The sequence below is a fragment of the Variovorax ureilyticus genome (assembly GCF_037889935.1).
Classification (GTDB): domain Bacteria; phylum Pseudomonadota; class Gammaproteobacteria; order Burkholderiales; family Burkholderiaceae_C; genus Variovorax; species Variovorax ureilyticus.
The window spans coordinates 182597-207443 of the sequence record NZ_JBBKZU010000006.1 but is presented as its reverse complement, the minus strand read 5'-3'; the positions used below and the strand labels follow the sequence as shown (position 1 = coordinate 207443).

The following is a 24847-nucleotide window of genomic DNA, read 5'->3' as shown; positions in this document are numbered from 1 at the left end:
GCGTCCTTATGCCCCGCTGCGCAGGAAGGTCTGCGTCCGCGAGCGCGGCGGGACTGTTCATGGCGCCACCGCGACGGCCGGCGACGCGCCGGCGCGGACCATTCGCTTGAGTTCGGGCACGCACGAACCGCAGTTGGTGCCGCACTTGAGCGACCCCTGGAGCGCGGCCAAGCGCTCGTCCTCCGATCCGCCCGATGCGGCGAGCTGCCCTGCAATCGCCTTCTCCGTCACGCCGAAGCAACTGCAGATGATCTTGCCCTTGGAGGCCACATTGCCCGGTGCCGCCGCGCCGGGGCGCAGGAGCTGGCGGCCATAGGCCTGTGCCGGCAGGCGGTCCTGCAGGAGGGCCTTGATCCACGCTTCGGCCCGCGTGTCGCCGCCGAGCAGGAATCCTTCCAGGTACGCATCGGCACCGCTGCGCACCAGCCGGACCGCGCGGCGCTGGCCGCGTCGTGCGTCGGCGTAGCGGAGCGTTTCCGCGCCGTTCAGGGACAACAGCGCTTCAGTCTGCGCGAGCAGCGCATCCGGCGGCGCCTCGTACGCCGCTGCCCGGAAAAGCACGCCGGCGCGCTCCTGGCCATCGCCGCCGAGCGCCGCGCCGGTGCCGAAGGGCACGCAGCTCGCAAAGGGGAAAGACCGCATCAGCTCGCGCAGCGCGGCCGCCACCTCCAGCGCCGTTCCCTGCGGCAGCCACGCGGCCGCGAGCAGCGACCATGGCAGCTCGGCCTTGAGGATCTTCACCGCCGCGTGCTTGAGCTCCGGCTGCTTCGAATCGGGGCAGTAAGTCGACGTGGTCAGCGCGTTCACGCCCGCGAGCGGTGTGCCGGTGCTCGACGACCCGCTCAGGTACTCGCCGCCCCAGTGCATCGCGATGAACGCCTGGCTCAGCCCGACCTCGGTGCTGCCGGCGACCGGCACCACGATCGAGCCGCGCCGCGAGGTGACGTGGACGAGATCGCCCTCGGCGATCTGGCGGCGTGCCATGTCCTGCGGATGCATCTGCAGGGTGGGTTCCGCCGCATGGCCGAAGAGGCGGCCCAGCGTGCCGGTGCGGCTCATGCCGTGCCACTGGTCGCGCAGGCGCCCGGTGTTCAGCGAGAACGGGTAGCGCGCCTCGCGTGCCTCGGCCACGGGCTTGTAGGGCGTGTCGACGAAGCGGGCGCGGCCGTCCGGCGTCGGGAAGATGCTGTCTTCGTAGAGCCGGGCGCGGCCCGTGGCCTCGCCCTTGCGCAGCGGCCATTGCTGCGGCGCGGCTTCAAGCATCGTGTAGCTCATGCCGGTGATGTCGAGGTCGCGGCCCTGGGTGGATTCGCGGTGCTCGTTCCACACCGATTCGGGCGTGTCGTAGGGGAACAGTGTCTGCGTGCGGCCCAGGCGATCTTCCAGCCGGCGCGCGAAGTCCACGCCGATCGCCCAGTCGTTGCGCGCTTCGCCGGGCGCGGAGACGGCCGACCGCACGCGCGAGATGCGCCGCTCGCTGTTGGTGACGGTGCCGTCCTTCTCGCCCCAGGTGGTGGCCGGGAGCAGCAGGTCGGCGAAGGCGCAGGTCGCGGTGGTCGAGAAGGCTTCCTGAACCACCACGAACTCGCAACGTTCGAGCGCGCGGCGCACGGTCGCCTGGTCGGGCATCGATTGGGCCGGATTGGTGCAGGCGATCCACAGCGCGCGGATCTCGCCGTCGGCCGCCGCCTGGAACATCTCGACGGCGGTCTTGCCGGGCTTCTGCGGTACATCGGCGATGCCCCAGAGCGCCGCGACTTCGGCGCGATGCTGCGGATCCGCGAGATCGCGATGCGCCGACAGCAGGTTCGCGAGCCCGCCCACTTCGCGCCCGCCCATCGCGTTGGGCTGACCGGTGAGCGAGAACGGACCCGCGCCGGGCTTGCCGATCTGCGCGGTCGCCAGGTGCAGGTTGATCAGCGCCGCGTTCTTGATCGTGCCCGACGACGACTGGTTGAGGCCCTGGCAGTAGAGGCTCAGCGTCGCGGGCGACGTCGCGAAGAGGCGCGCCGCTTCGAGCAGGTCCTCCTTCGAGATGCCGCAGACCTGCGCGACGCGGTCCGGCGTGCAGTCCCGCACCGTGGCCTTGAGCGCATCGAAGCCGCTGGTGTGCTCGGCGATGTAGCGCGCATCGGTCCAGCCTTCCCACAGCATCAGGTGCAGCATGCCGTTGAAGAGCATCACGTCGGTGCCGGGCTGGATCGGCAGGAACAGGTCGGCGATCTCCACCGTGTCGGTGCGGCGCGGATCGGCCACGACGATCTTCATCGCCGGATTCGCCGCCTTCGCATCCTCGATGCGGCGGAACAGGATCGGGTGCGCCCATGCGGTGTTGCTCCCCACGATGAAGAGGCACTGCGCGTGCTTCAGGTCGTCGTAGCAGGCGGGCGGCGCATCGGCGCCCAACGTCTTCTTGTAGCCCGCGACCGCGCTGCTCATGCACAGGCGCGAGTTGGTGTCGATGTTGTTGGTGCCGACGAGGCCCTTGGCGAGCTTGTTGAAGACGTAGTAGTCCTCGGTCAGCAGCTGGCCGGACACATAGAAGCCGACCGCGTCCGGCCCGTGGTCGCGGATGACCTGTGCGAACTTCTCGACTGCGAGGTCCAGCGCGCCGTCCCAGCTGATCGGCTCCGGCATCGAGCCGCGCGTGGCGCGCTGCATGGGTCGCAGCAGGCGCGTCTGCATCGTGACCGCGGCGCTGGCGGTGAGGTGCAGCGTCGATCCCTTGGTGCACAGCCGGCCGAAGTTGGCGGGATGCTCGGGATCTCCGCGCACGCCGGTGATCTGCGCGCCATCGGATTCGATGATCACGCCACAGCCCACGCCGCAGTAAGGGCAGGTCGAGCGTGTTTGCTTCATGGGTCGGCCCTCAGACTTCGATGATGCGTTTCGGGCCGGCGACCGGCTTCGGCAGATCGATCGCGTGCGATTCGAGTTCGTGCGCGTCGAGGTGCACCACATCGCCCTCCACCTTCACCGCGAAGCGCGGCGTACACCCTTCGTCGGGTGCCTTCGCGCAGCCGTCGTCGAGGCCGATCGACCAGTTGTGCAGCGGGCACGCGACGCTGGTGCCGAAGACGATGCCCTGGCTCAGCGGGCCGCCCTTGTGCGGGCAGCGGTCGAGCAGCGCGAAGACCTCGTTCTCGGAATTGCGGAATACCGCCACGTCCGCGCCCACTGGGCGGTTCACGCGCCGCGCCCCGAGCACCGGGATGTCGTCGACGCGGCAGATCGGTTTCCATTCACTCATCGTGGTTCCTTTCAGGCCGCTTCAGGCGGGTTGTGCGGCGGGATGGATCACGGCCACGGGCTTGAACTGCCGCACGTCGACTGAAGCCTCCGCCGACGCGAACCACGGATCCGGCTCGCCATCGAGCGCGAACTGGAGCCGCTCCCAGAGCGCCTTGCGGCCTTCCGCGTCTTCGAGGATCTTCTTCTTCACGTAGTCGAGGCCGACGCGTCCGATGTAGTGCACCGTGCGCTCCAGGTACCAGCCTTCCTCGCGGTAGAGCTGCAGGAAGGCGCCGGCGTACTCCATCACCTCCTCGGAGCTTTTCGCCTTGACCAGGAAGTGCGCCACCTCGGTCTTGATGCCGCCGTTGCCTCCGACATAGATCTCCCAGCCCGAGTCGACGCCGATCACGCCGACATCCTTGATCCCCGATTCGGCGCAGTTGCGCGGGCAGCCCGACACCGCGAGCTTGACCTTGTGCGGCGAGTACATCGCCCACAGCGCGCGCTCCAGGTCCTTGCCCATCTGCGTGGAATCCTGCGTGCCGAAGCGGCACCACTCGCTGCCCACGCAGGTCTTCACCGTGCGCAGCGACTTGGCGTAGGCAAAGCCCGAGGGCATGCCGATGTCGCGCCAGACGTTCTCCAGGTCTTCCTTCTTCACGCCGAGCAGGTCGATGCGCTGGCCGCCCGTGACCTTGACCGTCGGGATGTTGTACTTGTCCGCCGCATCGGCGATGCGGCGCAGCTCGTCGGGCGTGGTGTGGCCGCCCCACATGCGCGGGATCACCGAATAGGTGCCGTCCTTCTGGATGTTGGCGTGGCTGCGCTCGTTGATGAAACGGCTTTGTGGATCGTCCTTCGCCTCCTTGGGCCAGGTCGAGATCAGGTAGTAGTTGATGGCCGGCCGGCAGCTCGAGCAGCCGTTGGGCGTGCGCCAGCCGAGGTTGCGATAGACCTCGTCGTGCGTGAGGTAGTGCTCCTTGCGGATCGCGTCGCGCACGTCCTGGTGGCTCACGTCGGTGCAGCCGCAGATCGCCTTCTTCTTCGGCGCGGCCGAATAGTCGCCGCCGGCGGTGAACATCAGGATCTGTTCGACGAGCCCCGTGCACGAGCCGCACGAGGCGCTGGCTTTGGTGTGCTTCTTCACCTCTTCGAGCGTGAAGAGGCCCTTTTCCTTGATCGCCTTGCAGATGGCGCCTTTATTCACGCCGTTGCAGCCGCAGACCTCCGCTTCGTCGGGCATCGACGCGGCCTTGTTGTGGCCTTCATGGCCGGTGTCGCCGATGTTCGATTCGCCGAACATGAGCTTGTCGCGCAGGTCGTGCACGCTGCGGCCGTCGCGCAGCAGCTTGAAGTACCAGCTGCCGTCCACCGTGTCGCCGTAGAGGCAGGCACCGACCAGCTTGTCGTCCTTGATCACCAGCTTCTTGTAGACGCCGCCGAAGGGGTCGCTCATCACGATCTCCTCGCATCCTTCGCCGCCCATGAACTCGCCGGCCGAGAACAGGTCGATGCCGGTGACCTTGAGCTTGGTGGAGGTCAGCGAGCCCTGGTAGCGGCCGATGCCGAAATGGGCGAGGTGGTTCGCCGCGACCTTCGCCTGCTCGAACAGCGGCGCGACCAGCCCATAGGCGATGCCGCGATGCGCCGCGCATTCGCCGACCGAATAGATGCGCGGGTCGGTCACGGTCTGCATCGTGTCGGTGACCACGATGCCGCGGTTGACGTGCAGGTGGATCTTCTCGGCCAGCTCGGTGTTGGGGCGGATGCCGACCGCCATCACCACGAGATCGGCTGCGACCTCGGTGCCGTCCTTGAAGCGGATGGCTTTCACGCGGCCGTCGTCGCCGCCGACCAGTTCCTGCGTCTGCGCGCCGATCAGGAACTTGAGGCCGCGGTCTTCGAGCGACTTCTGCAGCATCTTGCCGGCGACGTCATCGAGCTGGCGCTCCATCAGCCAGGGCATGACGTGCACGACCGTGACATTCATCCCGCGCAGCATCAGGCCGTTGGCCGCTTCCAGGCCCAGCAGGCCGCCTCCGATGACCACCGCATTCTTGTGCGTGCGCGCGGTCTCGATCATGTAGTCGGTGTCGGCGATGTCGCGATAGGCGATCACGCCCTTCAGGTCCTTGCCCGGTACCGGCAGCATGAAAGGGTTGGAGCCGGTGCACATCAGCAGGCGGTCGTAAGTGGCCTCGGTGCCGTCATCGGCGCGCACGATGCGTTTCACGCGATCGATCTCGACCACCTTCTTGCCGGCATGCAGGGTGATGTTGTTCTCGGCGTACCACTCCCAGCTGTTGAGGACGATCTCGTCGATCGTCTGCTCGCCGGCGAGCACAGGGGACAGCAGGATGCGGTTGTAGTTGGGATGCGGCTCCGCGCCGAACACGGTGATGTCGTAGAGCTCGGGCTCGATCTTGAGCAGCTCTTCGATCGTGCGCACGCCGGCCATGCCGTTGCCGATCATCACGAGTTTCATCTTCTTCATGGGGCTCAACCTTTCCTGAAATCAAGCAATCGGGAGCCCATGGCGCGCGTGGAGAATCGCGCCATGAGTTTCGAGGTGGACATCGGCTACAGCAGCGAGCGCGGACCGCGCGACGTCAACGAGGACTTCGCGGGCGCGGTGCGCGCGCCGAAGGGCGAGGAGGCACGCGGGCTGATCGCCGCCATTGCGGACGGCGTGTCCACCGGTGGCCGGGGCCTGGAAGCCGCGCAGACCACGGTGATGGGCCTTCTGGGCGACTACTTCGCGACGCCCGAAACCTGGGAACCGACTGCCGCGCTGGACCGCCTGATCGGTGCGCAGAACGCCTGGCTGGCCGATCACAACCGCCGTCGCCACGGCGGCGGCGCCGCGCTCACCACGCTCACCGCTTTGGTGCTGCACGGGCAGAGCTACACACTGGCGCATGTCGGCGATACCCGTGCATGGCGTGTACGGCAGGACGGCGAACCCGCTGCGCCGCTGACGCAGGACCATGCCTTCGACCATCCCGATCTGCGCAGCCGGCTGACGCGCGCGATCGGCCTGGACGATCAGGTGCGCGTCGACTACGTGCAGGGAGATGTCCGCGTCGGCGACTGCTTCGTGCTGAGTTCCGACGGCGTGCATGGCGCGCTCAAGCCCCGGCATCTCGCCGCGCTGGCACTGCAGGGCAGTGCGGCCGAGGCGAGCGAGGCGCTGGTGCGCGCCGCGCTGTCTGCCGGTGCGCGCGACAACGCGACCGCGCTGGTGATCCGCGTCACCGGGCTGGACGCGCGCCAGCTCGATGACGAACTCGGCGACGTTCGCCGGCTCGCTCCGCCGCCCGTGCTGAAGGTGGGCGACGTCATCGATGGCTACGTCGTCACCGCGGTGGTGGCCGACACCGGTGTTCATCTGCTCTACCAGGCGCGCGACCAGGGGACGCGCAAGCTGGTCGCGCTCAAGACCCTGCACCCCGCTCGCGCCGGCGACCCGCAGGAGCGCGCGATGCTCGCGCACGAAGCGTGGCTGGGCCTGCGCGTCAGCACGCGGGCCGACAGCGGCTTCGTGCGGGTGCACGAACGCGCGCCCGGTGCGAGTGCGCTCTACACCGTCTTCGACTGGCACGGCGGGCGCACGCTGGAGCAGATCCGCAAGGCGCAGCCGCGCGGCGCGGTCGCCGACGTCGTCGCCGCGGCCATCGAGGTCGCCCGCGCGTTGGGCCGCCTGCACCGTCATGGCGTCGTGCATCGCGACATCAAGCCCGGCAACCTGCACCTGGGGGACGACGGGCGTTGGCGCATCCTCGATCTGGGCGTGGCGCTTTCCGGTCGCGAAGGCGGGGCGCAGCGCGAACTCCATGCCGGGACGCCGAGCTACATCAACCCCGAGCAGTGGGAGGGGCAGGTCGCCGATGAAGCGAGCGACCTGTTCGCGCTCGGCGTCACGCTCTATCAGTGGCTCGCCGGGCGCCTGCCGTACGGGGAAATCGAGCCCTACCAGTCCGCGCGCTACCGGCGCGATCCGGTCGCCTTGTCGCGCATCCGTCCCGATGTGCCGATCTGGCTCGACCATCTGGTCTGCAAGGCGGTCGCGCGCGATCCCCGGCAGCGCTTCGAGACGGCCGAGGAGATGCTGCTCGCGCTGGAGCGAGGCGCCGCGAGACCGGTCAGCGCCCCCAGCGCGACGCCGCTGATCCACCGCGACCCGGCTGCGCTCTACAAGATCGCGCTCGCCATCTCGGTCGTGCTCAACGCCTTGCTTGCCTTCTGGCTGCTCTTCCTGCCGCGCTAATGAGCTCACCCCCAGGCTCGCGCACTTCGTGTCGCTCTCCACCCCCTTGCCGGGGGCGATACCAGCGGCCCGGCGCAGCCGGTTCCGCGGTATCCCTGGTGTGACATTCGTGGTGTTCATGCGCTGCGTGCCTTGGGAGCGCGCTTGGGGGCGTGCGCGGGGGCGGCCGCATGCGCCGAAGCGCGGGCGCGTCCGCCTTTCTCTGCCCAGGTGCGCGTCCAGCGGATCTGCATGACGCGCATCACGCCCAGCATCACCAGCGAGAGCACGGCGAAGAAGACGAAACCCCAGGTGTAGCTGCCGAGGTACTGCTTCGACAGGCCCATCGCGTTCGGCACCAGGCCGCCGCCGAGTGCGCCGATCTCGCCGATCATCGAGCCGGCCACCGCGGTGGTCGCGGGCCAGCGCAGCGGCACCAGTTGGAACAGGGCGCCGTTGCCCGCGCCGAGTGCCGCGAAGCAGACGATCAGCAGCAGCGTGGTGATCGCGAGCGAGCCCGACGAGAAGCCGACCAGCACCAGCCCCACCGCCACCACCAGCAGCACCAGCGTGAGCGTGTTGACGCCGCCCCAGCGATCGGAGATCCAGCCGCCGATCACGCGCACTGCCGCACCCATGAACGCCGCCAACATCGTGAGCTGGCCCGCCTGCACCTTGCTCACGCCGAACTGGTCGTAGTAGTAGGACGGCAGGAAGGTCGTGAGGCCGATGAAGCCGCCGAAGGTCACGCCGTAGATCAGGCTGAACACCCAGCCGTCCTTCTCGAACAGGCAGGCGATGTGCTCGCGGAAGCTTGCGTGGCTGTCGACGTCCGGCGGCTCCTTCGCGTAGACGATCATCACGATCATAGGCACCAGAATCGCGACCGCCGCAATGCCGTAGACGCTCTGCCAGCCCAGCCATTGCGCCAGCGGCGGCGCGACCAGCACCGACACCGCGGTGCCGACGTTGCCGGCGCCGACGAGTCCCATCGCGAGGCCCTTGTGCTGCGGCGGGAACCAGCCCGAGCCCAGCGAGAGCGCGACGCCGAAGCTCGCACCCGCGATGCCCAGCAACACGCCCATCGCGAGCAGGTCGTTGAAGCTGTGCACCATGAAGAAACCGAACAGCATCGCCACCGCGATCAGGCCCATCTCGACCAGCGTGGCCTTCTTGCGGCCGATGTACTGCGCGAGCACGCCGAGCGGAAAGCGCATCAGCGCGCCCGCAATGATCGGCACCGAGAGCATCAGCCCCTTCTGCGCCGGCGACAGGTTGAAGGTCTCGCCGATGAACGGCGCCATCGCGCCATTGAGCACCCAGATGCAGCACGAGAAAGCGAAGTACAGGAAGGCCGCGAACAACGTCGGGCCGTGGCCTGCGCGCAAGAAGGACTTGAAGCTGGACATGGGCTTTCAATGCGAAACGCCGCGGCGCGGCCGTTGGCGGGCCGTGTCGTCGGGCGGGGTTGGCGTGGAGTGCCGGCAGCGGGCGCTGGCGGCGTGATGGAGGTTCGGCGTGCAGGACCCTGCAGCTTCACCAAAGCGGTGCTTCGTTACACCGTGCCCACCTTCACGCAAGAGGCATGCCAGTCCACGCGTGCTGGCGTGGCCTATGCTTCCATCCGTATCTCGATGTTTGCCGTGAACCCCTTGCTCGTCGTTCTTTCTTCCGAGTCCGCCGGACTGCCCGATGCCCTGCAACGAGTATTGGGCGACGGCGTTGATTTTTCGGTCATTGCGCGCGCCACGCCGGAGACCATGCTGTCGCAGGCCGCAGCGCTCGGCTCGTGCGAGATCGTTGCCTTTATGCAGGATGGCGTGCAGGACCTTCTCGATGCACTGGAAGCAGGCGGCGGCGTGCTGTCGAGCCCGCTCAGCGTCGTCTCTGACCCGCTGGAGCGCGATGTCCACGAGAAGCTGGCGGCGCTCGGCGTCCATGCGTGGATGCCGATCGAATCGCTGGATGCACCTTCGTTCGAGGCACTGCTCAGCCGTGCGCGCGCACGCTGGGCGCGCGAATCGGCGTTGCGCACCGAACTGGACGCGCTGCGCACCCGCTTCGACGAACGCAAGTGGATCGATCGCGCGAAGGGCCTGCTGATGGCGGCGCGCGGCATCGGCGAAGACGAGGCTTTCGGCCTGCTGCGCGGCGCGGCGATGCACGCGAACCTGCGTCTCGGCGAGGTCTCGCGCTCGGTGGTCGAGGCCTCGCGTTGGGCGGATGCCATCAACCGTGCGGGGCAGTTGCGCATGCTCTCGCAGCGGCTCGTCCGGCTTTCGGCGCAGGCGCTGGCGGGCATCGACGCCAAGCGCGCGCGTGTGCTTCGCACCCAGTCGACCGAGCGCGTGCAGGACAACTTCGTTCATCTGGCTGCCCTCGAACTCGACGAGGCGGGCTCCCACGCGCTGGCCGAGGCACGAGCGGCATGGAACGCGCTCGACGTGGCGCTCGGGGCGCGGATCGCGCCGCCGGCACTGGCGGAGATCGACGGGCGCGCGGATGCATTGCTGCTCGCCGCAGAAGCGCTGACCGGCGCACTGGAGATTTCGGGCGCACGTCGGGCGCTGCGCATCGTCAACATCTGCGGGCGCCAGCGCATGCGCGCACAGCGGCTCGCGAAGGATGCGCTGCTGGCTTCGACGCTTTCATCCAGCGCCTCGCGCGAGCGCCTTGCACCGACCATGGGCGAATTCGAATCCGCCCTGCTCGAACTGGAACAGGCGCCGCTCAGCTCGCCCGACATCCGCGCCGCGCTCGCTTCCGCGCGCGACGAGTGGCTGCGGCTGGTGCGCGGCGTGCGCGAGATCGACAGCGCCGAAGGACGCGCCGCGCTGGTGCGTTCCAGCGATGCGCTGGTCGAGACCTTCGACCAGCTCACTGCCTCGTACGAGCACAGTCTGCAGGTCCTCATGTCCTGACCTCCGGCGAGTCCGCTCAGGCGGCGACTTTCTCCACGTGCGCCTGGCGGGTGTACAGGAAGTCGATCACCGCCTTGCGCGCATGCACGTAGACCGGGTCCTCCGCGAGTTCCACGCGGTTGCGCGGACGGGGAAGGTCGACCGACAGCACTTCGCCGATGGTCGCGGCGGGCCCGTTGGTGAGCATCACGATGCGGTCGGAGAGCAGCACTGCCTCGTCCACGTCGTGCGTGACCATCACCACCGTGCTGTGCGTCTTCTGCACGATCGCGAGCAGCTCGTCCTGCAGCTTGGCGCGGGTGAGTGCGTCGAGCGCGCCGAAAGGCTCGTCCATGAGCAGCACCTTGGGTTCCATCGACAGCGCGCGTGCGATGCCCACGCGCTGCTTCATGCCGCCGGAGATTTCGCCGGGACGCTTCTGCGCGGCGGCGGTGAGGCCGACCAGCGCAAGCGCCGCTTCGGTGCGTGCCTTCAGTTGCGCCCTGTTTTCGGTCGACGCGAAGACGCGCTCGACCGCCAGATGCACGTTCTCGTAGCAGGTGAGCCACGGCAAGAGCGAATGATTCTGGAACACCACCGCCCGTTCCGGGCCGGGACCCTTGATCTCGCGGTTGGCGCACAGGAGCGCGCCCTGGGTGGGCGTGGTGAGCCCGGCGATCAGGTTCAACAGCGTCGACTTGCCGCAGCCCGAATGCCCGATCAGCGTGATGAACTCGCCCTTGGCTACCTGCAGGTGGATGTCGCGCAGCGCGAGGAAGCTGCCCTTCGGTGTCTTGAAGCGTTGCTCGACGCCGTGGATGTCGATGTACTTGCGGTCGTCATTCATGATTTCACCTCTTCGAACGTGAATGCGGTGGCCACCTTGACGAGCGCGAACTCGAGCACGAGGCCGACGATGCCGATGACGAAGATCGCGATGATGATGTTGGCGACGTTGAGGTTGTTCCACTCGTCCCACACCCAGAAGCCGATGCCGACGCCGCCGGTCAGCATCTCGGCCGCGACGATCACGAGCCATGCGGTGCCGACCGCGAGGCGCACGCCGGTCAGCATGTAGGGCAGCACGGCGGGGAAGAGGATCTTGGTGAAGATCTTCCATTCGCTCAGGTTGAGCACGCGGGCGACGTTCATGTAGTCGCTCGGCACGCGCTGCACGCCGACTGCGGTGTTGATGATCATCGGCCAGATCGAGCAGATGAAGATGGTCCAGATGGCCGCCGGGTTCGCGCCCTTGAAGATCAGCAGGCCGATCGGCAGCCACGCCAGCGGCGAGACCGGACGCAGCAGGCTGATCAACGGGTTGAACATGCGCGAGAGGAACTCGAAGCGCCCGATCGCGAAGCCCGCCGGAATGCCCACCAGCGCCGCGAGGCCGAAGCCCAGTGCCACGCGCCGCAGCGACGAGAGCACGTTCCAACCCACGCCCTGGTCGTTCGGCCCCTTGCTGTAGAAGGGATCGCTGAACACCTGCACCGCCTGCTGCCAGGTGGCGAGCGGCGTCGGGAAGCCGGTGGTGCTTCTTATCGCGACCAGTTCCCAGACGAGGATCAGCAGCGCGATGCCGAGCACCGGCGGAAGCACGCGCAGCCAGAGGCCGCTGGAGTCGCGCGGCGCGCGGGGCGCTGGCTTCGCAACCACGGGCGCGGGCTCCTGTGCGGGCTTCGGCGCGGCGAGCGGCGCGCTCTTCTGCGCCGGAGGCATCGCCTCGATGGGGGAGTGAAAGACGGCACTGACCATGGCGTGCTCCTCAGGCGTGGACCTTGAACGAATCGGCGTACTGCTTCGGGTTCTTGCCGTCCCACACCACGCCGTCGATCAGCTTGCTGGTGCGCATGGCGTCCTTCGGCACGGCGGTCTTCGTCGCGGCCGCGGCCTGCTTGTAGATGTCGATCCGGTTGATCTGCGTGGCCACCTGCAGGTAGTCCGGATGGTCCTTGAGCAGACCCCAGCGCTTGTGCTGCGTGAGGAACCACATGCCGTCCGACAGGTAGGGGAAGTTCACCGCCCCATCGCCGTAGAACTTCATGTAGTTGGGGTCGTCCCAGTTCTTGCCGAGGCCATTGGTGTAGCGGCCCAGGATGCGCTGGTTGATCGCATCGACGCTGGTGTTGACGTAGCTCTTGTCCGCGATGGTCTCGGCCATCTTGTTCTTGTTCTGCAGGCCGGCGTCGATCCACTGGCCGGCTTCGAGGATCGCGGCGGTCACCGCGCGCGCGGTGTTGGGGTACTTCTTCACGAAGTCGCCGGTGGTGCCGAGCACCTTCTCAGGGTGGTCCTTCCAGATGTCCTGCGTCGTGACGGCGGTGATGCCGATGCCGTCCATGATCGCTCGCTGGCCCCAGGGCTCGCCGACGCAGTAGCCGTCCATGTTGCCCACGCGCATGTTCGCGACCATCTGCGGCGGCGGAACGGTGATGACCTTCGCGTCCTTGAGCGGATTGATGCCGTTGGCCGCCATCCAGTAGTAGAGCCACATGGCGTGCGTGCCGGTCGGGAAGGTCTGCGCGAAGGTGTATTCGTCCTTGTGAGCGGCCATGACCTTGGCCAGCGACGCGCCGTCCACCGCGCCCTTGTCGGCAAGCTTCTTCGACAGCGTGATCGCCTGCCCGTTGTTGTTGAGCGTCATCAGCACGGCCATGTCCTTCTTCGGGCCGCCGATGCCGAGGTGCACCCCGTAGACCAGCCCGTAGAGCACATGGGCGAAGTCCAGTTCGCCGTTGACCAGCTTGTCGCGCACGCCGGCCCAGCTCGCTTCCTTGCTCGGCACGATCTTCACGCCGTACTTCTTGTCGATGCCGAGCACCGAGGCCATCACGACGCTGGCGCAATCGGTGAGGGGGATGAAGCCGATCTTCACTTCCTCCTTCTCGGGCTTGTCCGAGCCCTGCGCCCAGACGGCGGCGCGCAGGGCAGGGTCCAGCCCGATCGCGCCGGCGGCCGCGGCCTGCAGCACTCGGCGGCGACTGAGTTTGTGGGTGAGCGAATCGGTCATGGGGCGAACTCCAGTCAGCAAGGTCAAAACGCAAAAACAAAAAGGCGTCCACACCGCGCAGGGGCTGCTCGAGAACGAGCCCTTGCGGATGGGGACGCCTTTGTCCGGTGGGTGGGCCGCATCCGCCGTTGGATGCCGCCCGCCTGAGACCTTCGTCGGTCTACGCGAAAGGTGATTGCAAGCGGCGTGCCAGCCCTTCGCGCGCGCTCGCCGCTATGGAGAAGAGAGCATCAAAGCGCCGGAGGAATTGGGTACTCAGGGGGAGTCGACTTGCCGAGTCATTCGACCCGCCGCCGTTGTGCGCTGCACCAATCCGGATCGCCGGCGCCTCAAGGAGCCGCATTCCGGGGCAGAAGCTCGGCCATGGCGAGCACCGATTCGGCGACTTCGGTCAGCCTGCGGCCCTGGTTCATCGCGGTCTGGCGCAGCATCTTGTGCGCCTCCTGTTCGCTGATGCGGCGATGGGCCATCAGGAGTCCCTTGGCGCGCTCGACCACCTTGCGCTCGTTCAGCGCGGTGCGGACGGTGTCGAGCTCGTCGCTCATCGCCTGCAGGCGGTGCGACTGTTCCTGGACCATGTCGAGAATCGAGCGTTCGAGTTGCCGCCCATAGGGCGCGGCGTCGCCGGCCGGCTGCGCCAGGCCGTGGGACTCGAAGAACGCTGCTCCGGGCGGTTCGGACGCGTCCGCCAACGTCAGCAGCAGTGCCTCGTGCGCCGCGAGTTCGTCGCGCACCTCGGTCGTCTTCTGCTTGCAGATGCTGCGCAGTTGCGCGGCCAGTTGCTCCTCGACCGCTTGCATCGCGTCGATGCGATGCGTGCAGCAGTCGAACCACACCGGGCTCAGCTCGGGGTCCAGCGATACGCCGGCGGGTGCGGCGCACGCGATGCGGCGCAGGCGCTCGAGTTCGGCGATCTGCCCGGGCGGCTGGTTCGTGCGCCAAACCTCGGCGAGAGCGGCGCTCGAAAAGCTCACGAAGACCTTGAAGCAGCGCTCCTGCGAATCGATCAGGTGCAGCCATTGCTGCTGGCGCGCGCCGTCGTTGCGGCCCGAGGCGAAGGCAGCGGCGCCGCAGGCACGTTCCTGGCCTGCGAATTCCTTGCCCTGCATGAAGTTGAACAGGGCCACCAGCACGCGCGAGATCTCGGGGTCCGTCGCGCCGTCGGCCGCCTCGAAGACGACCGCGAGCAATCCGGCGATCAGCTTGACGAAGGCGGCGGTCGACTCGGCCGCGTCGATCTTCAGCGCGCCGACGCTGTGCCGCAGTTCCGGCAGCGCGTCGAGCCCCGGCAACACCCAGGCGATGCGGCTGAAAAGGCGCGCCCCGTTGCCGATCCGGCGCTGAGCCGCCAGCTCTTCGAAGCTCTGGCGCACGGCGGCTTCCATGCGCAGGCATTCCGCGATCTGCTCGCGGCGCTGTTCGGCAAAGCGCGCGCCGTGCGAAGCCAGCAGCACGTTGGAGAGCCCGCGCTCGCGCTGAAGCGCGTGCACCAGCCGCCCGATCGTGCCGACCAGCTCGCTGGTGCGATCGAGCTGCTCCAGCCCTTCGATTTCGCAGCGCAGGGCGGCAATCAGAAAACCGAGACCTGATTTCATCGGGGGTGCGCGTTCATCTCGAGGGACTTGCAGCAACAACCGTGCCCCGATTCGGGCCGCCACCTACACTCGCGGGATGTTTGTATTGGGAATCGAGTCGTCCTGCGACGAAACCGGCGTCGCCCTGGTGGAGGCCGGCGAACGCGGCTTGCCACGGCTGGCGGCGCACGCGCTGCACAGCCAGATCGCGATGCACCAGGCCTATGGCGGCGTCGTGCCCGAACTGGCGAGCCGTGACCACATCCGTCGCGTCCTGCCGCTGGCCGAATCCGTCTTCGCGCAGGCCGGGCAGCGGCTTTCCGACGTGGACGTGGTCGCCTACACACGTGGGCCGGGGCTTGCGGGCGCGCTGCTCGTGGGTGCCGGGGTGGCCTGCGCGCTGGGCGCCGCGCTGGGCAGGCCGGTGCTCGGGGTGCACCACCTCGAAGGGCACCTGCTGTCGCCCTTCCTGAGTGCCGATCCGCCCGAGTTCCCGTTCGTGGCGCTCCTGGTCTCCGGGGGGCACACGCAGCTCATGCGGGTCGATGGCGTGGGCAGGTACGAACTGCTCGGCGAAACCATCGACGACGCGGCCGGCGAGGCCTTCGACAAGAGTGCCAAGCTGCTGGGCCTGCCTTACCCGGGCGGCCCGTGGCTCGCCAAGCTGGCGGAAGCGGGCGATCCCGCCGCCTTCAAGCTGCCGCGGCCGCTGCTGCACAGCGGCGACCTGGATTTTTCCTTCGCCGGCCTCAAGACGGCTGTGCTGACCCAGGCGAAGAAGCTCGGCGACGAACTGGCATCACGCAAGTCCGACCTGGCGGCCTCGACCCAGGCCGCCATCGTCGAAGTGCTGCTGAAGAAATCGATCGGGGCGATCGAACAGACCGGGTTGGACCGGCTGGTCGTTGCCGGCGGCGTCGGCGCGAACCGGTCGCTGCGCGAACAGCTCGATGCTGCCTGCGCCAGGCGCGGGGTGCGCGTGCACTATCCTGAACTCCACCTGTGCACCGACAACGGCGCCATGATCGCGATGGCCGGCGCAATGCGCCTGCAGTCCGGCATCCAGCGCCCGACCGAGCGCTATGCCTTCGACGTCAAGCCGCGATGGCCACTGGCCTCGCTGAATGCAGAGCCGGAGCCGGCCTGACGGGGCGTTTGGCAGGCTTCTTCGGCAGCGGCAGCACGTCGAGCATCTGCCGCCAGAGCTGGGACCACTGCGGCCAGTCATGACCGCCTTCGGTGGTGAACACATGCCTGGCGGGCAGGGCATCCGCCAGCAATTGGTGATTGGCCGCGAAGCGATCGGCGAGGCCGTAGCCCAGATAGAGCGGGGGAAGGCTTGCAGCCCGTTCCGGCGAGGTGTATTGCTGCAGCCACGGCCAGAGTTTGCGATCGACTTCCTGGTCCGGCGGCGGGCCCTCCGGCACCTTCCAGGTGCGAAGGCCGCCAGCCTTCTGGATCTCGGCAGCGACCGGGCGGCGGCCGAGATAGGGCGCCAGCGTCACGATGCCGTCGATCGTGCCGGGCTTGGCCAGTTCGTGGATGAGCGCCCCGAACCCGCCGATCGAAATGCCCACGAGCCAGAGTTTCCTGTAACCCGCCGCGCGCTGGGGCTCGATCACGTCTTCGTGCAGCCGTTCGACGAAGGTCTGGTCGTAGAAGTAGGAAACGTCGGCATCGACGAGCAGGGCGTCGGCCGCGAACTCGCGCTCGTGCACTGCACCGATGAATCCCTCGCGTTCGAATTCTTCAGGCTTCAGGAATGCTCCGGGGAGGAACACCAGCAGGGTGTCCGAGCGGGTACCGGCGTCTGCAAGCTTCAAATGCGTCTTCATGAGGGCTCGTGCGATTGCTCCTGGTGCGTCGCCTCTTTCGGCAGTTCGCCGCGCCCGGAGCACGGGGTGGTACAAAGCTTTGAAAAACTCGTCACAGAACGTGACTTAAGTCGCACGAATTGTGAGTTAGAAATGAAAAAGGCCGGCAACCAAAAGTTACCGGCCCGTGTTTTGAGGGGGTTTTACAACTGTCCGGGCACCTGATTTGCCCGAGCCTGCTCGCCTGAAGCCCGCCGAAGAGGGCTTTGTCGCATCAGTTGATGGTAAGTTGCGCGACGTTGCTGACCGGCACCCGCTTGCCCAGCTTCAGCGTCAGAACGCCGTTTTCGAGCCTGGCTTCGCTGGCGGCAGCGTCGATTTCCTGCGGCAACTCGTACGCGGCCTTGATCTGGCGCTTGGCTTCCGCCTTGCTCTCGATGCGAACCACTGCGCCTTCGATGCCGATCGTCAGGTCGTCGCGCGCGAGCCCTGGCACGTCGAGCGTCAAGGTCCAGGTCTTCTCGTCCTGCTCGACGTTGACCGAGCGTTGCGCGCCGGTGAAGGCCTCGTCGAAGAAGCGCTCCAGACTGCGGTCGAACGAACGCGGGGCGAAACGGGCGGTGCGGATGGCGGGTGCGAAAAACATGTGAGAACTCCTCGGTGTGATGAAAAGGACAAGAATGTGTGTCCCGTACACTGCGCGGCGTTTCAACAAGACAAGTGCCGCATGCCTCCACATCTAGGCATTGCGCAATGCGTTTCAAGAGAATGGCTTCCAGCTTTATTTGGCGACGCAGGGCCTTGAAATTCGCGGCTCTGGCGCTATGCGCGGGTGCGATTGCGCCGCTGCAGGCAGAGGACTCGAAGCCAATCCGGCTCGCGCTGATCGAAAGCATGAGCGGCCCGTTCGCCAATACCGGCGAAGCCGTCTTCCGCAATCTGCTGTGGGCCGTCGAGCGGGTCAACGCCCGCGGCGGCGTGAAGCTGCCGGGCGGTGCGCGCTTCCTGCAGCTCGACCGCTACGACAGCAAGGGGCAGAACGAAGAGGCGCTCTCCGCGCTGCGCGCCGCGATGGACGACGGCGCACGCATCGTCCTGCAGGGCAATTCGTCCGCGACCGCTGCGGCCCTGATCGATGCGATCGACAAGAACAACGAGCGCGATCCTGCAAGGCGTGTCCTGTTCCTCAACTACTCGGCGGTCGATCCGATCCTGACCAACGAGCGCTGCAGCTTCTGGCACTTCCGCTTCGATGCGCATGCCGACATGCGGGTCGCCGCGCTCATGGAGATGATGAAGGGCGACAAGTCGCTCAAGCGCGTCTACCTCATCGGGCAGGACTACAGCTTCGGCCAGTCGGTGCTGCGCGAATCGAAGCGGCAGTTGGCCGAACTGCGCCCGGACGTCCAGATCGTCGGCGAGGAACTGCATCCGATGGGCCGCGTGAAGGACTTCTCGCCGTATGCGACCAAGATCATGGCCAGCGGCGCGCAGGCGGTGGTCACCGGCAACTGGGGCAACGATCTCACGCTGCTCGTGAAGGCGGCGCGGGAGGCGGGGTTCAATGGCAGCTTCTATACCTTCTATGGCAACGCGCTCGGTGCGCCGGCGGCCATCGGCGACGCGGGCATCGGCCGTGTCATCGCGGTCGCCGACTGGCTGCCCAACGTGCAGACGCCGGAGTCCGAGGCCTTCTACCAATCATTCCGCGCGCGCTTTCCGAAGCCTTCCGACGACTACGTGCACATGCGCATGCAGTTGCTCGTAGAGGCGCTCGCGCAGGCGATCGAAAAGGCGGGCGCCGTCGATACGGTGGCCGTCGCGCGCGCGCTCGAGCAGGCGGATGTCATGCTCGCGGGCCAGCGAGGGCGCATGCGCGCAGAGGATCACCAGTTCCAGCAGACGCTGGTGGTCGGCGTCATGGACAAGCAGGGCTCGCCCGGCGTGAAGTTCGACGTCGAGGGCTCGGGCTACGGCTTCCGCGTGGTGAAGACCATTCCCGCCGAGCGCGCACAAATGCCGACCAGTTGCAGAATGCAGCGCCCCTGAGTTCCATGAGAAAGAATTTGATGCGCGAAGCCATCCACAACCTCGAAGCCTCCAAGATCCGCGAGGTCGCCAATGCCGGGCTCGGCCGTTCCGACGTGCTCGCGTTCTGGTTCGGCGAAAGCGACGAAGTCACCCCGGACGTCATTCGCGAGGCCGCCATCGACTCGCTGCAGCGCGGCGAAACCTTCTATGCGCACAACCTGGGCCTGCCCGAACTCCGCGAAGCCGTGGCGGCCTACATGAGCGGCCTGCATCCGAAAGTCGATGCCTCCCGGATCGCGATCACCTCCGGCGGCGTCAGTGCGCTGATGCTCGCGGTGCAGGCGCTGGTGGATGCGGGCGACGAGGTCGTGGCCGTCACGCCGGTCTGGCCGAACCTGACGGCCCAGCCGGCGATCCTCGGCGCCGACGTGCGGTGCGTGTCGCTGGTGCCGCAGGGCGGGCAGTGGACGCTCGACATCGACGCCCTGCGCGCTGCGGTGACCTCGAAGACCAAGCTGCTCATCGTCAACGCGCCCAACAATCCGACCGGCTGGACGCTCACGCGCGACGAGCAGCAGGCCATCCTCGACCATTGCCGCAGGACGGGCACCTGGATCCTCGCCGACGAGGTCTACGAGCGGCTCTATTACGAACCCACGCCCAACCGCTGTGCGCCCAGCTTCCTCGACGTGGCGACCCCCGACGACCGGTTGGTGGTCGCTCACAGCTTCTCCAAGAGCTTCCTGATGACCGGCTGGCGGCTCGGCTGGCTGGTGCTTCCGCCCGCGCTGATGGACGGCATGGGCAAGCTGATCGAGTTCAACACTTCGTGCGCGAGCGTGTTCACGCAGCGTGCCGGCATCGCGGCGCTGGCCCACACCGAGGAAATCACGCCGCGCATCGTCGCGCACCTGAAGTCCTGTCGGGACACCCTCGTGCCCTTGCTCGCCGACATCCCCGGCGTGCAGGTCGCGCCGGCGCGGGGCGGCATGTACGCCTTCTTCAAGCTCGACGGCTTCGACGATTCGCTGGCGGTCGCCAAGCGCCTGGTCGCCGAAGCCGGCCTCGGCCTGGCCCCCGGCAACGCCTTCGCCCCCGAAGCCCAGGGCTGGCTTCGCTGGTGCTTCGCCTCCAAGGACAAGCAGCGCCTGATAGAAGGCGTCAATCGCCTGAAGCGCTGGCTGGCGGCGCAATAAACGCCAGAAATACCGCGGATCCGGCTTTGCCGGTCCGCCGGTGTTGCCCCCGGAAGGGGGTTGGCGGAGCGACACGAAGTGCGCGCAGCCTGGGGGCGAGCCAGGTTCCAGCTATAATCCCATGGTTTTGCACCCGCAAAGCACACGATGCGCGCAGTTCCATCGCGCAATCGCAAGTCAAACATCCCGGAACAGGAAACATCAAATGATCGCAGCCTCCATCAAGGCCGAAGTTGTCAAGGACAACGCTCGCTCCGCCAACGACACCGGCAGCCCCGAAGTGCAAGTCGCACTGCTGACCGCCCGCATCAACGAACTCACCCCGCACTTCAAGACGCACGCCAAGGATCACCACGGCCGTCGCGGTCTGCTGCGCCTCGTGAGCCGCCGTCGCAAGCTGCTGGACTACCTCAAGTCCAAGGACGCTGACCGCTACACCGCGCTGATCGCCAAGCTGGGTCTGCGCAAGTAAACCGAATCGCAATGCAAGAACGCCTGGGTTAGTCCGCTAGCTCAGGCGTTTTTTACTTCGCGAATCGATTCTGGAGTGCCGAACAGAGCGAAGCTGTGTCATTCCAACGAAGTTCGGTGATCGAGCTTCTCTGGAATGGCATCGTGTTCTGACAAGCGCTCCGCTACCCGTCGACCCATGAGCGCAAGCCGGGTCGTCAACAAAAACAGGAGCTAAACATGAGCCTCTTCAACAAAGTCACCAAGACCTTCCAGTGGGGCGGCAAGACCGTCGTCATGGAAACCGGCGAAATCGCGCGCCAGGCCACCGGTGCCGTGCTCGTCGATATCGAGGGCACCGTCGTGCTCGCGACCGTGGTGGCGTCCAAGTCGGCCAAGCCCGGCCAGGACTTCTTCCCGCTGACCGTCGACTACATCGAGAAGACCTACGCCGCCGGCAAGATCCCCGGTAGCTTCTTCAAGCGCGAAGCCAAGCCGAGCGAACTCGAAACGCTGACCTCGCGCCTGATCGACCGCCCGATCCGTCCGCTCTTCCCCGAAGGCTTCCTGAACGAAGTGCACGTGGTCATCCACACGCTGTCGCTGAACCCTGAAGTCGATGCCGACATCGCCGCCATGATCGCGACCAGCGCCGCGCTGGCGGTTTCGGGCATTCCGTTCAGCGGCCCGATCGGCGCTGCGCGCGTCGGCTACATCAACGGGCAGTACGTGTTGAACCCCGGCCAGAGCGAGCGCAAGGATTCGCAAATGGATCTCGTCGTCGCCGGCACCGAGGCGGCCGTGCTGATGGTCGAGTCCGAGGCCCTGCAGCTGAGCGAGGAAATCATGCTCGGCGGCGTGGTGTTCGGCCACGAGCAGTCCAATATCGCGATCAACGCGATCCATGAACTCGTGCGTGACGCCGGCAAGCCGGTGTGGGACTGGCAGGCGCCTGCCGAGGACGAGGCTTTCGTCGCCAAGGTCAAGGGCCTGGCCGAAGAAAAGCTGCGCGCCGTCTACCAGATCCGCAGCAAGCAGGCGCGCACGCAAGCCCTGCGCGAAGCCAACGCGAGCGTGATGGAAGCGCTCAAGGAAGGCGGCGAGCCTTTCGACGCGGCCAAGGTCGGCGACCTGCTGTTCTCGATCGAGTCGCAGATCGTGCGCAGCCAGATCCTCGCGGGCGAGCCCCGCATCGACGGCCGTGACACGCGCACCGTGCGTCCGATCGAGATCCGCAACAGCGTGCTGCCGCGCACCCACGGCTCGGCGCTGTTCACCCGCGGCGAAACGCAGGCGCTGGTCGTGACCACGCTGGGCACCGAGCGCGACGCACAGCGCATCGACGCGCTGGCCGGCGAGTTCGAGGACCGCTTCCTGTTCCACTACAACATGCCTCCCTTCGCGACCGGCGAAGTCGGCCGCATGGGCTCGACCAAGCGCCGCGAAGTCGGCCACGGCCGCCTCGCCAAGCGCGCGCTGGTTGCCTGCCTGCCGAGCAAGGAAGAATTCCCCTACACCATCCGTGTCGTCTCGGAAATCACCGAGTCGAACGGTTCCTCCTCGATGGCCTCGGTCTGTGGCGGCTGCCTCTCGATGATGGACGCCGGCGTGCCGATGAAGGCGCACGTGGCGGGTATCGCGATGGGCCTCATCAAGGAAGGCAACCGCTTCGCGGTGCTGACCGACATCCTGGGCGACGAGGACCATCTCGGCGACATGGACTTCAAGGTCGCGGGCACGACGAACGGCATCACCGCGCTGCAGATGGACATCAAGATCCAGGGCATCACCAAGGAAATCATGCAGGTCGCGCTGGCGCAGGCCAAGGAAGCGCGCATGCACATCCTTGGCAAGATGCAGGAAGCGATGGGCGAGGCCAAGTCCGAGGTGTCGAGCTTCGCGCCGCGCCTGTTCACGATGAAGATCAACCCCGAGAAGATTCGCGACGTGATCGGCAAGGGCGGCTCGGTGATCCGCGCGCTGACCGAGGAAACCGGCACGCAGATCAACATCGACGAAGACGGCACCATCACGATCGCATCGACCGATCCGGCCAAGGCCGAAGAGGCCAAGAAGCGCATCGAGCAGATCACGGCGGAAGTCGAGATCGGCAAGGTGTACGAAGGCCCGGTCACCAAGATCCTGGACTTCGGCGCGCTCATCAACCTGCTGCCCGGCAAGGACGGCCTGCTGCACATCAGCCAGATTGCGCACGAGCGCGTCGAGAAGGTGACCGACTATCTGAGCGAAGGCCAGATCGTGAAGGTCAAGGTGCTCGAGACGGACGACAAGGGCCGCGTGAAGCTGTCGATGAAGGCGCTGGCCGAGCGCCCGGCCGGCATGGAAGGCAACGACCGCCCGCCGCGCGAAGAGCGTGGTGAGCGCCGCGAGCGTCCGCCCCGTGGCGAGCGCGCCCCGCGCGCTGAAAGCGCCGAACGCGGCGAGCCTGCCGAGCAGGTGGCGGAGCAACTGCCGCTTCAAGAGTCGAACCGCGGCGATCAGCAGCCCTGATCGAAAGAAGGGCGGCGGCGACGCCGCCGTCCTTCCGGATATTGCGAATCTGCCGAAGGGCACGCATTTCAAATCCAGTCGGAAAGTCCATGAAAGCCATTGAGATTTCATCGTACGGTGCCCCCGAGGTACTGCGCTTGGTGGAGCGCCCCGCGCCCGTCGCGGGGGAGGGCGAACTGCTGATCCGCGTGTCCGCGAGCGGCGTGAATCGTCCCGACGTGCTTCAGCGCATGGGCCACTACCCGGTGCCTCCGGGCGCTTCGGACCTGCCGGGGCTCGAGGTGGCCGGCGAGATCGTTGCCGGCGACGACAAGGCGCTCGCCGCGGCAGGCCTGAAGATCGGGGATCACGTTTGCGCGCTGATCGCCGGTGGCGGCTACGCGGAGCTCTGCGTGGCGCCGGTCGCACAGTGCCTGCCGGTCCCCAAGGGCTGGAGCGACCTCGAAGCTGCGACGCTGCCCGAAACCTTCTTCACCGTGTGGAGCAATGTCTTCGAACGCGGCCGGCTGCAGAAGGGTGAAACCCTTCTAGTCCAGGGCGGCTCGAGCGGCATCGGCGTGACGGCGATCCAGCTCGGCAAGGCGCTGGGCGCTACGGTGATCGTGACGGCCGGAAGCGACGAGAAGTGCAACGCCTGCATCAAGCTCGGTGCCGACCATGCGATCAACTACAAGACCGCCGATTTCGTCGAAGAGGCCAAGCGCCTCACCGGCGGCAAGGGGGTGGATGCGGTGCTCGACATGGTGGCCGGCGGCTATGTGGCTCGAGAGATCGAATGCCTCGCCGAAGACGGACGCCTCGTGATCATCGCGGTGCAAGGCGGCGTCAAGAGCGAATTCAACGCGGGTCTCGTGCTGCGCCGGCGGCTGACGATCACCGGCTCGACGCTGCGTCCTCGTCCCGTCGAGTTCAAGGGCGCGATCGCGAAGGCGCTTCGCGAGAAGGTCTGGCCGTTGCTCGAAAGCGGTGCCGTCAAGCCGGTGATCCACAACAGCTTCGCTGCGGGTGGGGAGCCCAGCGGCGCGGCGCAGGCGCATGCCCTGATGGAATCGAATCAGCACATCGGGAAGATCGTGCTGACATGGTGAACACGACGGAAATGAAAAAGAAAAAACTGATTGCAGGCAACTGGAAGATGAACGGCAGCCTCGTGGCCAACGAGGCGCTGCTCCAGGCGTTGCTGCAGGGGATCGGGGCGCCCGCGTGCGATGTCGCGGTGTGCGTTCCGGCGCCTTACCTGGCGCAGGTGCAGTCGCTCGTCGACGGCACGTCGATCGCCGTGGGCGCTCAAGACGTTTCTGCGCAACCTCAGGGTGCCTTCACTGGCGAGCAGTCGGCCGCCATGCTGAAGGACTTCGGCGTGCGCTACGTGATCGTCGGGCACTCGGAGCGCCGGCAATACCACGGCGAGACCGATGAACTGGTCGCCGCGAAAACCGCCGCGGCGCTCGCCAACGGCCTGACGCCGATCGTCTGCATCGGCGAAACCCTGGCGCAGCGCGAGGCCGGGCAGACGGAGGAGGTGGTCAAGCGCCAGCTGGCCGCGGTCATTCATGTCAACGGCCATTGCATCAGCGAGATCGTCGTGGCCTACGAGCCCGTCTGGGCCATCGGCACTGGCAAGACCGCCGCGCCGGATCAAGCGCAGGCCGTGCATGCCTTGCTGAGGGCGCAGCTCCATCACGCGGCCAACGAGCACGCGGCGGGCATCCGGATCCTGTATGGCGGCAGCATGAACGCGTCCAACGCGGCCGAGTTGCTTGCCCAGCCCGATATCGATGGGGGGCTCATCGGCGGCGCTTCGCTGAAGGCCCCCGACTTTCTGCAGATCATTGCCGCCGCTCGCTGACGAGCCGCGGTCGACAAATTAGGAGTTAG

At 66.9% G+C, this 24847-nt stretch carries 19 protein-coding genes; 9 read left to right on the top strand and 10 right to left on the bottom strand.

Annotated elements, in window-relative coordinates; all coding sequences use genetic code 11:
• Positions 1-57 precede the first annotated feature (57 nt).
• Genes WKW77_RS15580 through nirB form a run of 3 tightly spaced genes read right to left on the bottom strand, consistent with a single transcriptional unit; the run spans position 58 to position 5728 of the window.
• Positions 58-2859, bottom strand: a complete 2802-nt coding sequence (locus WKW77_RS15580; protein WP_340357760.1) for a nitrate reductase — start codon at positions 2857-2859, stop codon at positions 58-60.
• A 10-nt stretch (positions 2860-2869) separates the two neighbouring features.
• Positions 2870-3250, bottom strand: a complete 381-nt coding sequence (gene nirD, locus WKW77_RS15575) for a nitrite reductase small subunit NirD (RefSeq protein ID WP_340357759.1) — start codon at positions 3248-3250, stop codon at positions 2870-2872.
• A gap of 21 nt (positions 3251-3271) precedes the next feature.
• Positions 3272-5728: a nitrite reductase large subunit NirB gene (gene nirB / locus WKW77_RS15570; RefSeq protein WP_340357758.1), complete on the bottom strand. Its 2457-nt coding sequence runs from the start codon at positions 5726-5728 to the stop codon at positions 3272-3274.
• Positions 5729-5791: 63 nt separating this feature from the next.
• Between nirB and WKW77_RS15565 the strand changes: the two genes are divergently transcribed.
• Entirely contained in the window at positions 5792-7501 is a 1710-nt protein-coding gene (locus WKW77_RS15565) for a bifunctional protein-serine/threonine kinase/phosphatase (RefSeq protein ID WP_340357757.1), read from the top strand.
• Between the two features lie 116 nt (positions 7502-7617).
• On the opposite strand, the gene WKW77_RS15560 is transcribed toward WKW77_RS15565, so the two are convergent.
• Positions 7618-8889, bottom strand: coding sequence for an MFS transporter (locus tag WKW77_RS15560; RefSeq protein ID WP_340357756.1), 1272 nt, complete (start codon positions 8887-8889; stop codon positions 7618-7620).
• Positions 8890-9114: 225 nt separating this feature from the next.
• Here WKW77_RS15560 and WKW77_RS15555 point away from each other — a divergent pair, with 225 nt between their 5' ends.
• Complete coding sequence (locus WKW77_RS15555; RefSeq protein WP_340357999.1) at positions 9115-10401, top strand: ANTAR domain-containing protein; 1287 nt, start codon at positions 9115-9117, stop codon at positions 10399-10401.
• 16 nt (positions 10402-10417) lie between these two features.
• Here WKW77_RS15555 and WKW77_RS15550 read toward each other — a convergent pair whose 3' ends face one another.
• From WKW77_RS15550 to WKW77_RS15535, 4 genes are all read right to left on the bottom strand, one after another.
• Positions 10418-11227, bottom strand: coding sequence for an ABC transporter ATP-binding protein (locus WKW77_RS15550; protein ID WP_340357755.1), 810 nt, complete (start codon positions 11225-11227; stop codon positions 10418-10420).
• Positions 11224-12138 carry a nitrate ABC transporter permease gene (gene ntrB / locus WKW77_RS15545; protein ID WP_340357754.1) on the bottom strand — a complete coding sequence of 305 codons (915 nt, stop codon included), beginning with the start codon at positions 12136-12138 and terminating at the stop codon, positions 11224-11226. The genes WKW77_RS15550 and ntrB overlap by 4 nt, the downstream gene beginning before the upstream one ends.
• A 10-nt stretch (positions 12139-12148) precedes the next feature.
• Complete coding sequence (locus WKW77_RS15540) at positions 12149-13393, bottom strand: CmpA/NrtA family ABC transporter substrate-binding protein (RefSeq protein WP_340357753.1); 1245 nt, start codon at positions 13391-13393, stop codon at positions 12149-12151.
• 329 nt (positions 13394-13722) lie between these two features.
• The gene (locus WKW77_RS15535) at positions 13723-14988 is read right to left on the bottom strand and encodes a nitrate- and nitrite sensing domain-containing protein (protein ID WP_340357752.1); all 1266 of its coding nucleotides are present in this window, start codon (positions 14986-14988) and stop codon (positions 13723-13725) included.
• Positions 14989-15064: 76 nt separating this feature from the next.
• Between WKW77_RS15535 and tsaD the strand changes: the two genes are divergently transcribed.
• Entirely contained in the window at positions 15065-16114 is a 1050-nt protein-coding gene (gene tsaD / locus WKW77_RS15530) for a tRNA (adenosine(37)-N6)-threonylcarbamoyltransferase complex transferase subunit TsaD (protein ID WP_340357751.1), read from the top strand.
• Here the strand turns inward: tsaD and WKW77_RS15525 are convergent.
• Positions 16062-16802 (bottom strand): alpha/beta hydrolase, encoded by a 741-nt coding sequence (locus WKW77_RS15525; protein WP_340357750.1) that lies wholly within the window; start codon positions 16800-16802, stop codon positions 16062-16064. The genes tsaD and WKW77_RS15525 overlap by 53 nt on opposite strands.
• Before the next feature lie 253 nt (positions 16803-17055).
• Complete coding sequence (locus tag WKW77_RS15520; protein WP_340357749.1) at positions 17056-17427, bottom strand: Hsp20/alpha crystallin family protein; 372 nt, start codon at positions 17425-17427, stop codon at positions 17056-17058.
• A 122-nt stretch (positions 17428-17549) separates the two neighbouring features.
• Here WKW77_RS15520 and WKW77_RS15515 point away from each other — a divergent pair, with 122 nt between their 5' ends.
• The 6 genes from WKW77_RS15515 (at position 17550) to tpiA (ending at position 24818) form a co-directional block, all read left to right on the top strand.
• Positions 17550-18830: a branched-chain amino acid ABC transporter substrate-binding protein gene (locus WKW77_RS15515; RefSeq protein ID WP_340357998.1), complete on the top strand. Its 1281-nt coding sequence runs from the start codon at positions 17550-17552 to the stop codon at positions 18828-18830.
• A 20-nt stretch (positions 18831-18850) separates the two neighbouring features.
• Positions 18851-20008 (top strand): pyridoxal phosphate-dependent aminotransferase, encoded by a 1158-nt coding sequence (locus WKW77_RS15510; RefSeq protein WP_340357997.1) that lies wholly within the window; start codon positions 18851-18853, stop codon positions 20006-20008.
• A 205-nt stretch (positions 20009-20213) separates the two neighbouring features.
• Entirely contained in the window at positions 20214-20480 is a 267-nt protein-coding gene (gene rpsO, locus WKW77_RS15505; protein WP_088956237.1) for a 30S ribosomal protein S15, read from the top strand.
• 218 nt (positions 20481-20698) lie between these two features.
• Entirely contained in the window at positions 20699-22969 is a 2271-nt protein-coding gene (gene pnp, locus WKW77_RS15500) for a polyribonucleotide nucleotidyltransferase (RefSeq protein ID WP_340357748.1), read from the top strand.
• An 89-nt stretch (positions 22970-23058) separates the two neighbouring features.
• Positions 23059-24057 (top strand): NAD(P)H-quinone oxidoreductase, encoded by a 999-nt coding sequence (locus WKW77_RS15495; protein ID WP_340357747.1) that lies wholly within the window; start codon positions 23059-23061, stop codon positions 24055-24057.
• An 11-nt stretch (positions 24058-24068) separates the two neighbouring features.
• The gene (gene tpiA, locus WKW77_RS15490) at positions 24069-24818 is read left to right on the top strand and encodes a triose-phosphate isomerase (protein ID WP_422823196.1); all 750 of its coding nucleotides are present in this window, start codon (positions 24069-24071) and stop codon (positions 24816-24818) included.
• Positions 24819-24847 lie beyond the last annotated feature (29 nt).

Coding starts and splice junctions, on each gene's coding strand:
- WKW77_RS15580 (WP_340357760.1), bottom strand. CDS start 2,859: ATGAAGCAAACACGCTCGACCTGCCCTTACTGCGGCGTGGGCTGTGGC.
- nirD (WP_340357759.1), bottom strand. CDS start 3,250: ATGAGTGAATGGAAACCGATCTGCCGCGTCGACGACATCCCGGTGCTC.
- nirB (WP_340357758.1), bottom strand. CDS start 5,728: ATGAAGAAGATGAAACTCGTGATGATCGGCAACGGCATGGCCGGCGTG.
- WKW77_RS15565 (WP_340357757.1), top strand. CDS start 5,792: ATGAGTTTCGAGGTGGACATCGGCTACAGCAGCGAGCGCGGACCGCGC.
- WKW77_RS15560 (WP_340357756.1), bottom strand. CDS start 8,889: ATGTCCAGCTTCAAGTCCTTCTTGCGCGCAGGCCACGGCCCGACGTTG.
- WKW77_RS15555 (WP_340357999.1), top strand. CDS start 9,115: ATGTTTGCCGTGAACCCCTTGCTCGTCGTTCTTTCTTCCGAGTCCGCC.
- WKW77_RS15550 (WP_340357755.1), bottom strand. CDS start 11,227: ATGAATGACGACCGCAAGTACATCGACATCCACGGCGTCGAGCAACGC.
- ntrB (WP_340357754.1), bottom strand. CDS start 12,138: ATGGTCAGTGCCGTCTTTCACTCCCCCATCGAGGCGATGCCTCCGGCG.
- WKW77_RS15540 (WP_340357753.1), bottom strand. CDS start 13,393: ATGACCGATTCGCTCACCCACAAACTCAGTCGCCGCCGAGTGCTGCAG.
- WKW77_RS15535 (WP_340357752.1), bottom strand. CDS start 14,988: ATGAAATCAGGTCTCGGTTTTCTGATTGCCGCCCTGCGCTGCGAAATC.
- tsaD (WP_340357751.1), top strand. CDS start 15,065: ATGTTTGTATTGGGAATCGAGTCGTCCTGCGACGAAACCGGCGTCGCC.
- WKW77_RS15525 (WP_340357750.1), bottom strand. CDS start 16,802: ATGAAGACGCATTTGAAGCTTGCAGACGCCGGTACCCGCTCGGACACC.
- WKW77_RS15520 (WP_340357749.1), bottom strand. CDS start 17,427: ATGTTTTTCGCACCCGCCATCCGCACCGCCCGTTTCGCCCCGCGTTCG.
- WKW77_RS15515 (WP_340357998.1), top strand. CDS start 17,550: ATGGCTTCCAGCTTTATTTGGCGACGCAGGGCCTTGAAATTCGCGGCT.
- WKW77_RS15510 (WP_340357997.1), top strand. CDS start 18,851: ATGCGCGAAGCCATCCACAACCTCGAAGCCTCCAAGATCCGCGAGGTC.
- rpsO (WP_088956237.1), top strand. CDS start 20,214: ATGATCGCAGCCTCCATCAAGGCCGAAGTTGTCAAGGACAACGCTCGC.
- pnp (WP_340357748.1), top strand. CDS start 20,699: ATGAGCCTCTTCAACAAAGTCACCAAGACCTTCCAGTGGGGCGGCAAG.
- WKW77_RS15495 (WP_340357747.1), top strand. CDS start 23,059: ATGAAAGCCATTGAGATTTCATCGTACGGTGCCCCCGAGGTACTGCGC.
- tpiA (WP_422823196.1), top strand. CDS start 24,069: ATGAAAAAGAAAAAACTGATTGCAGGCAACTGGAAGATGAACGGCAGC.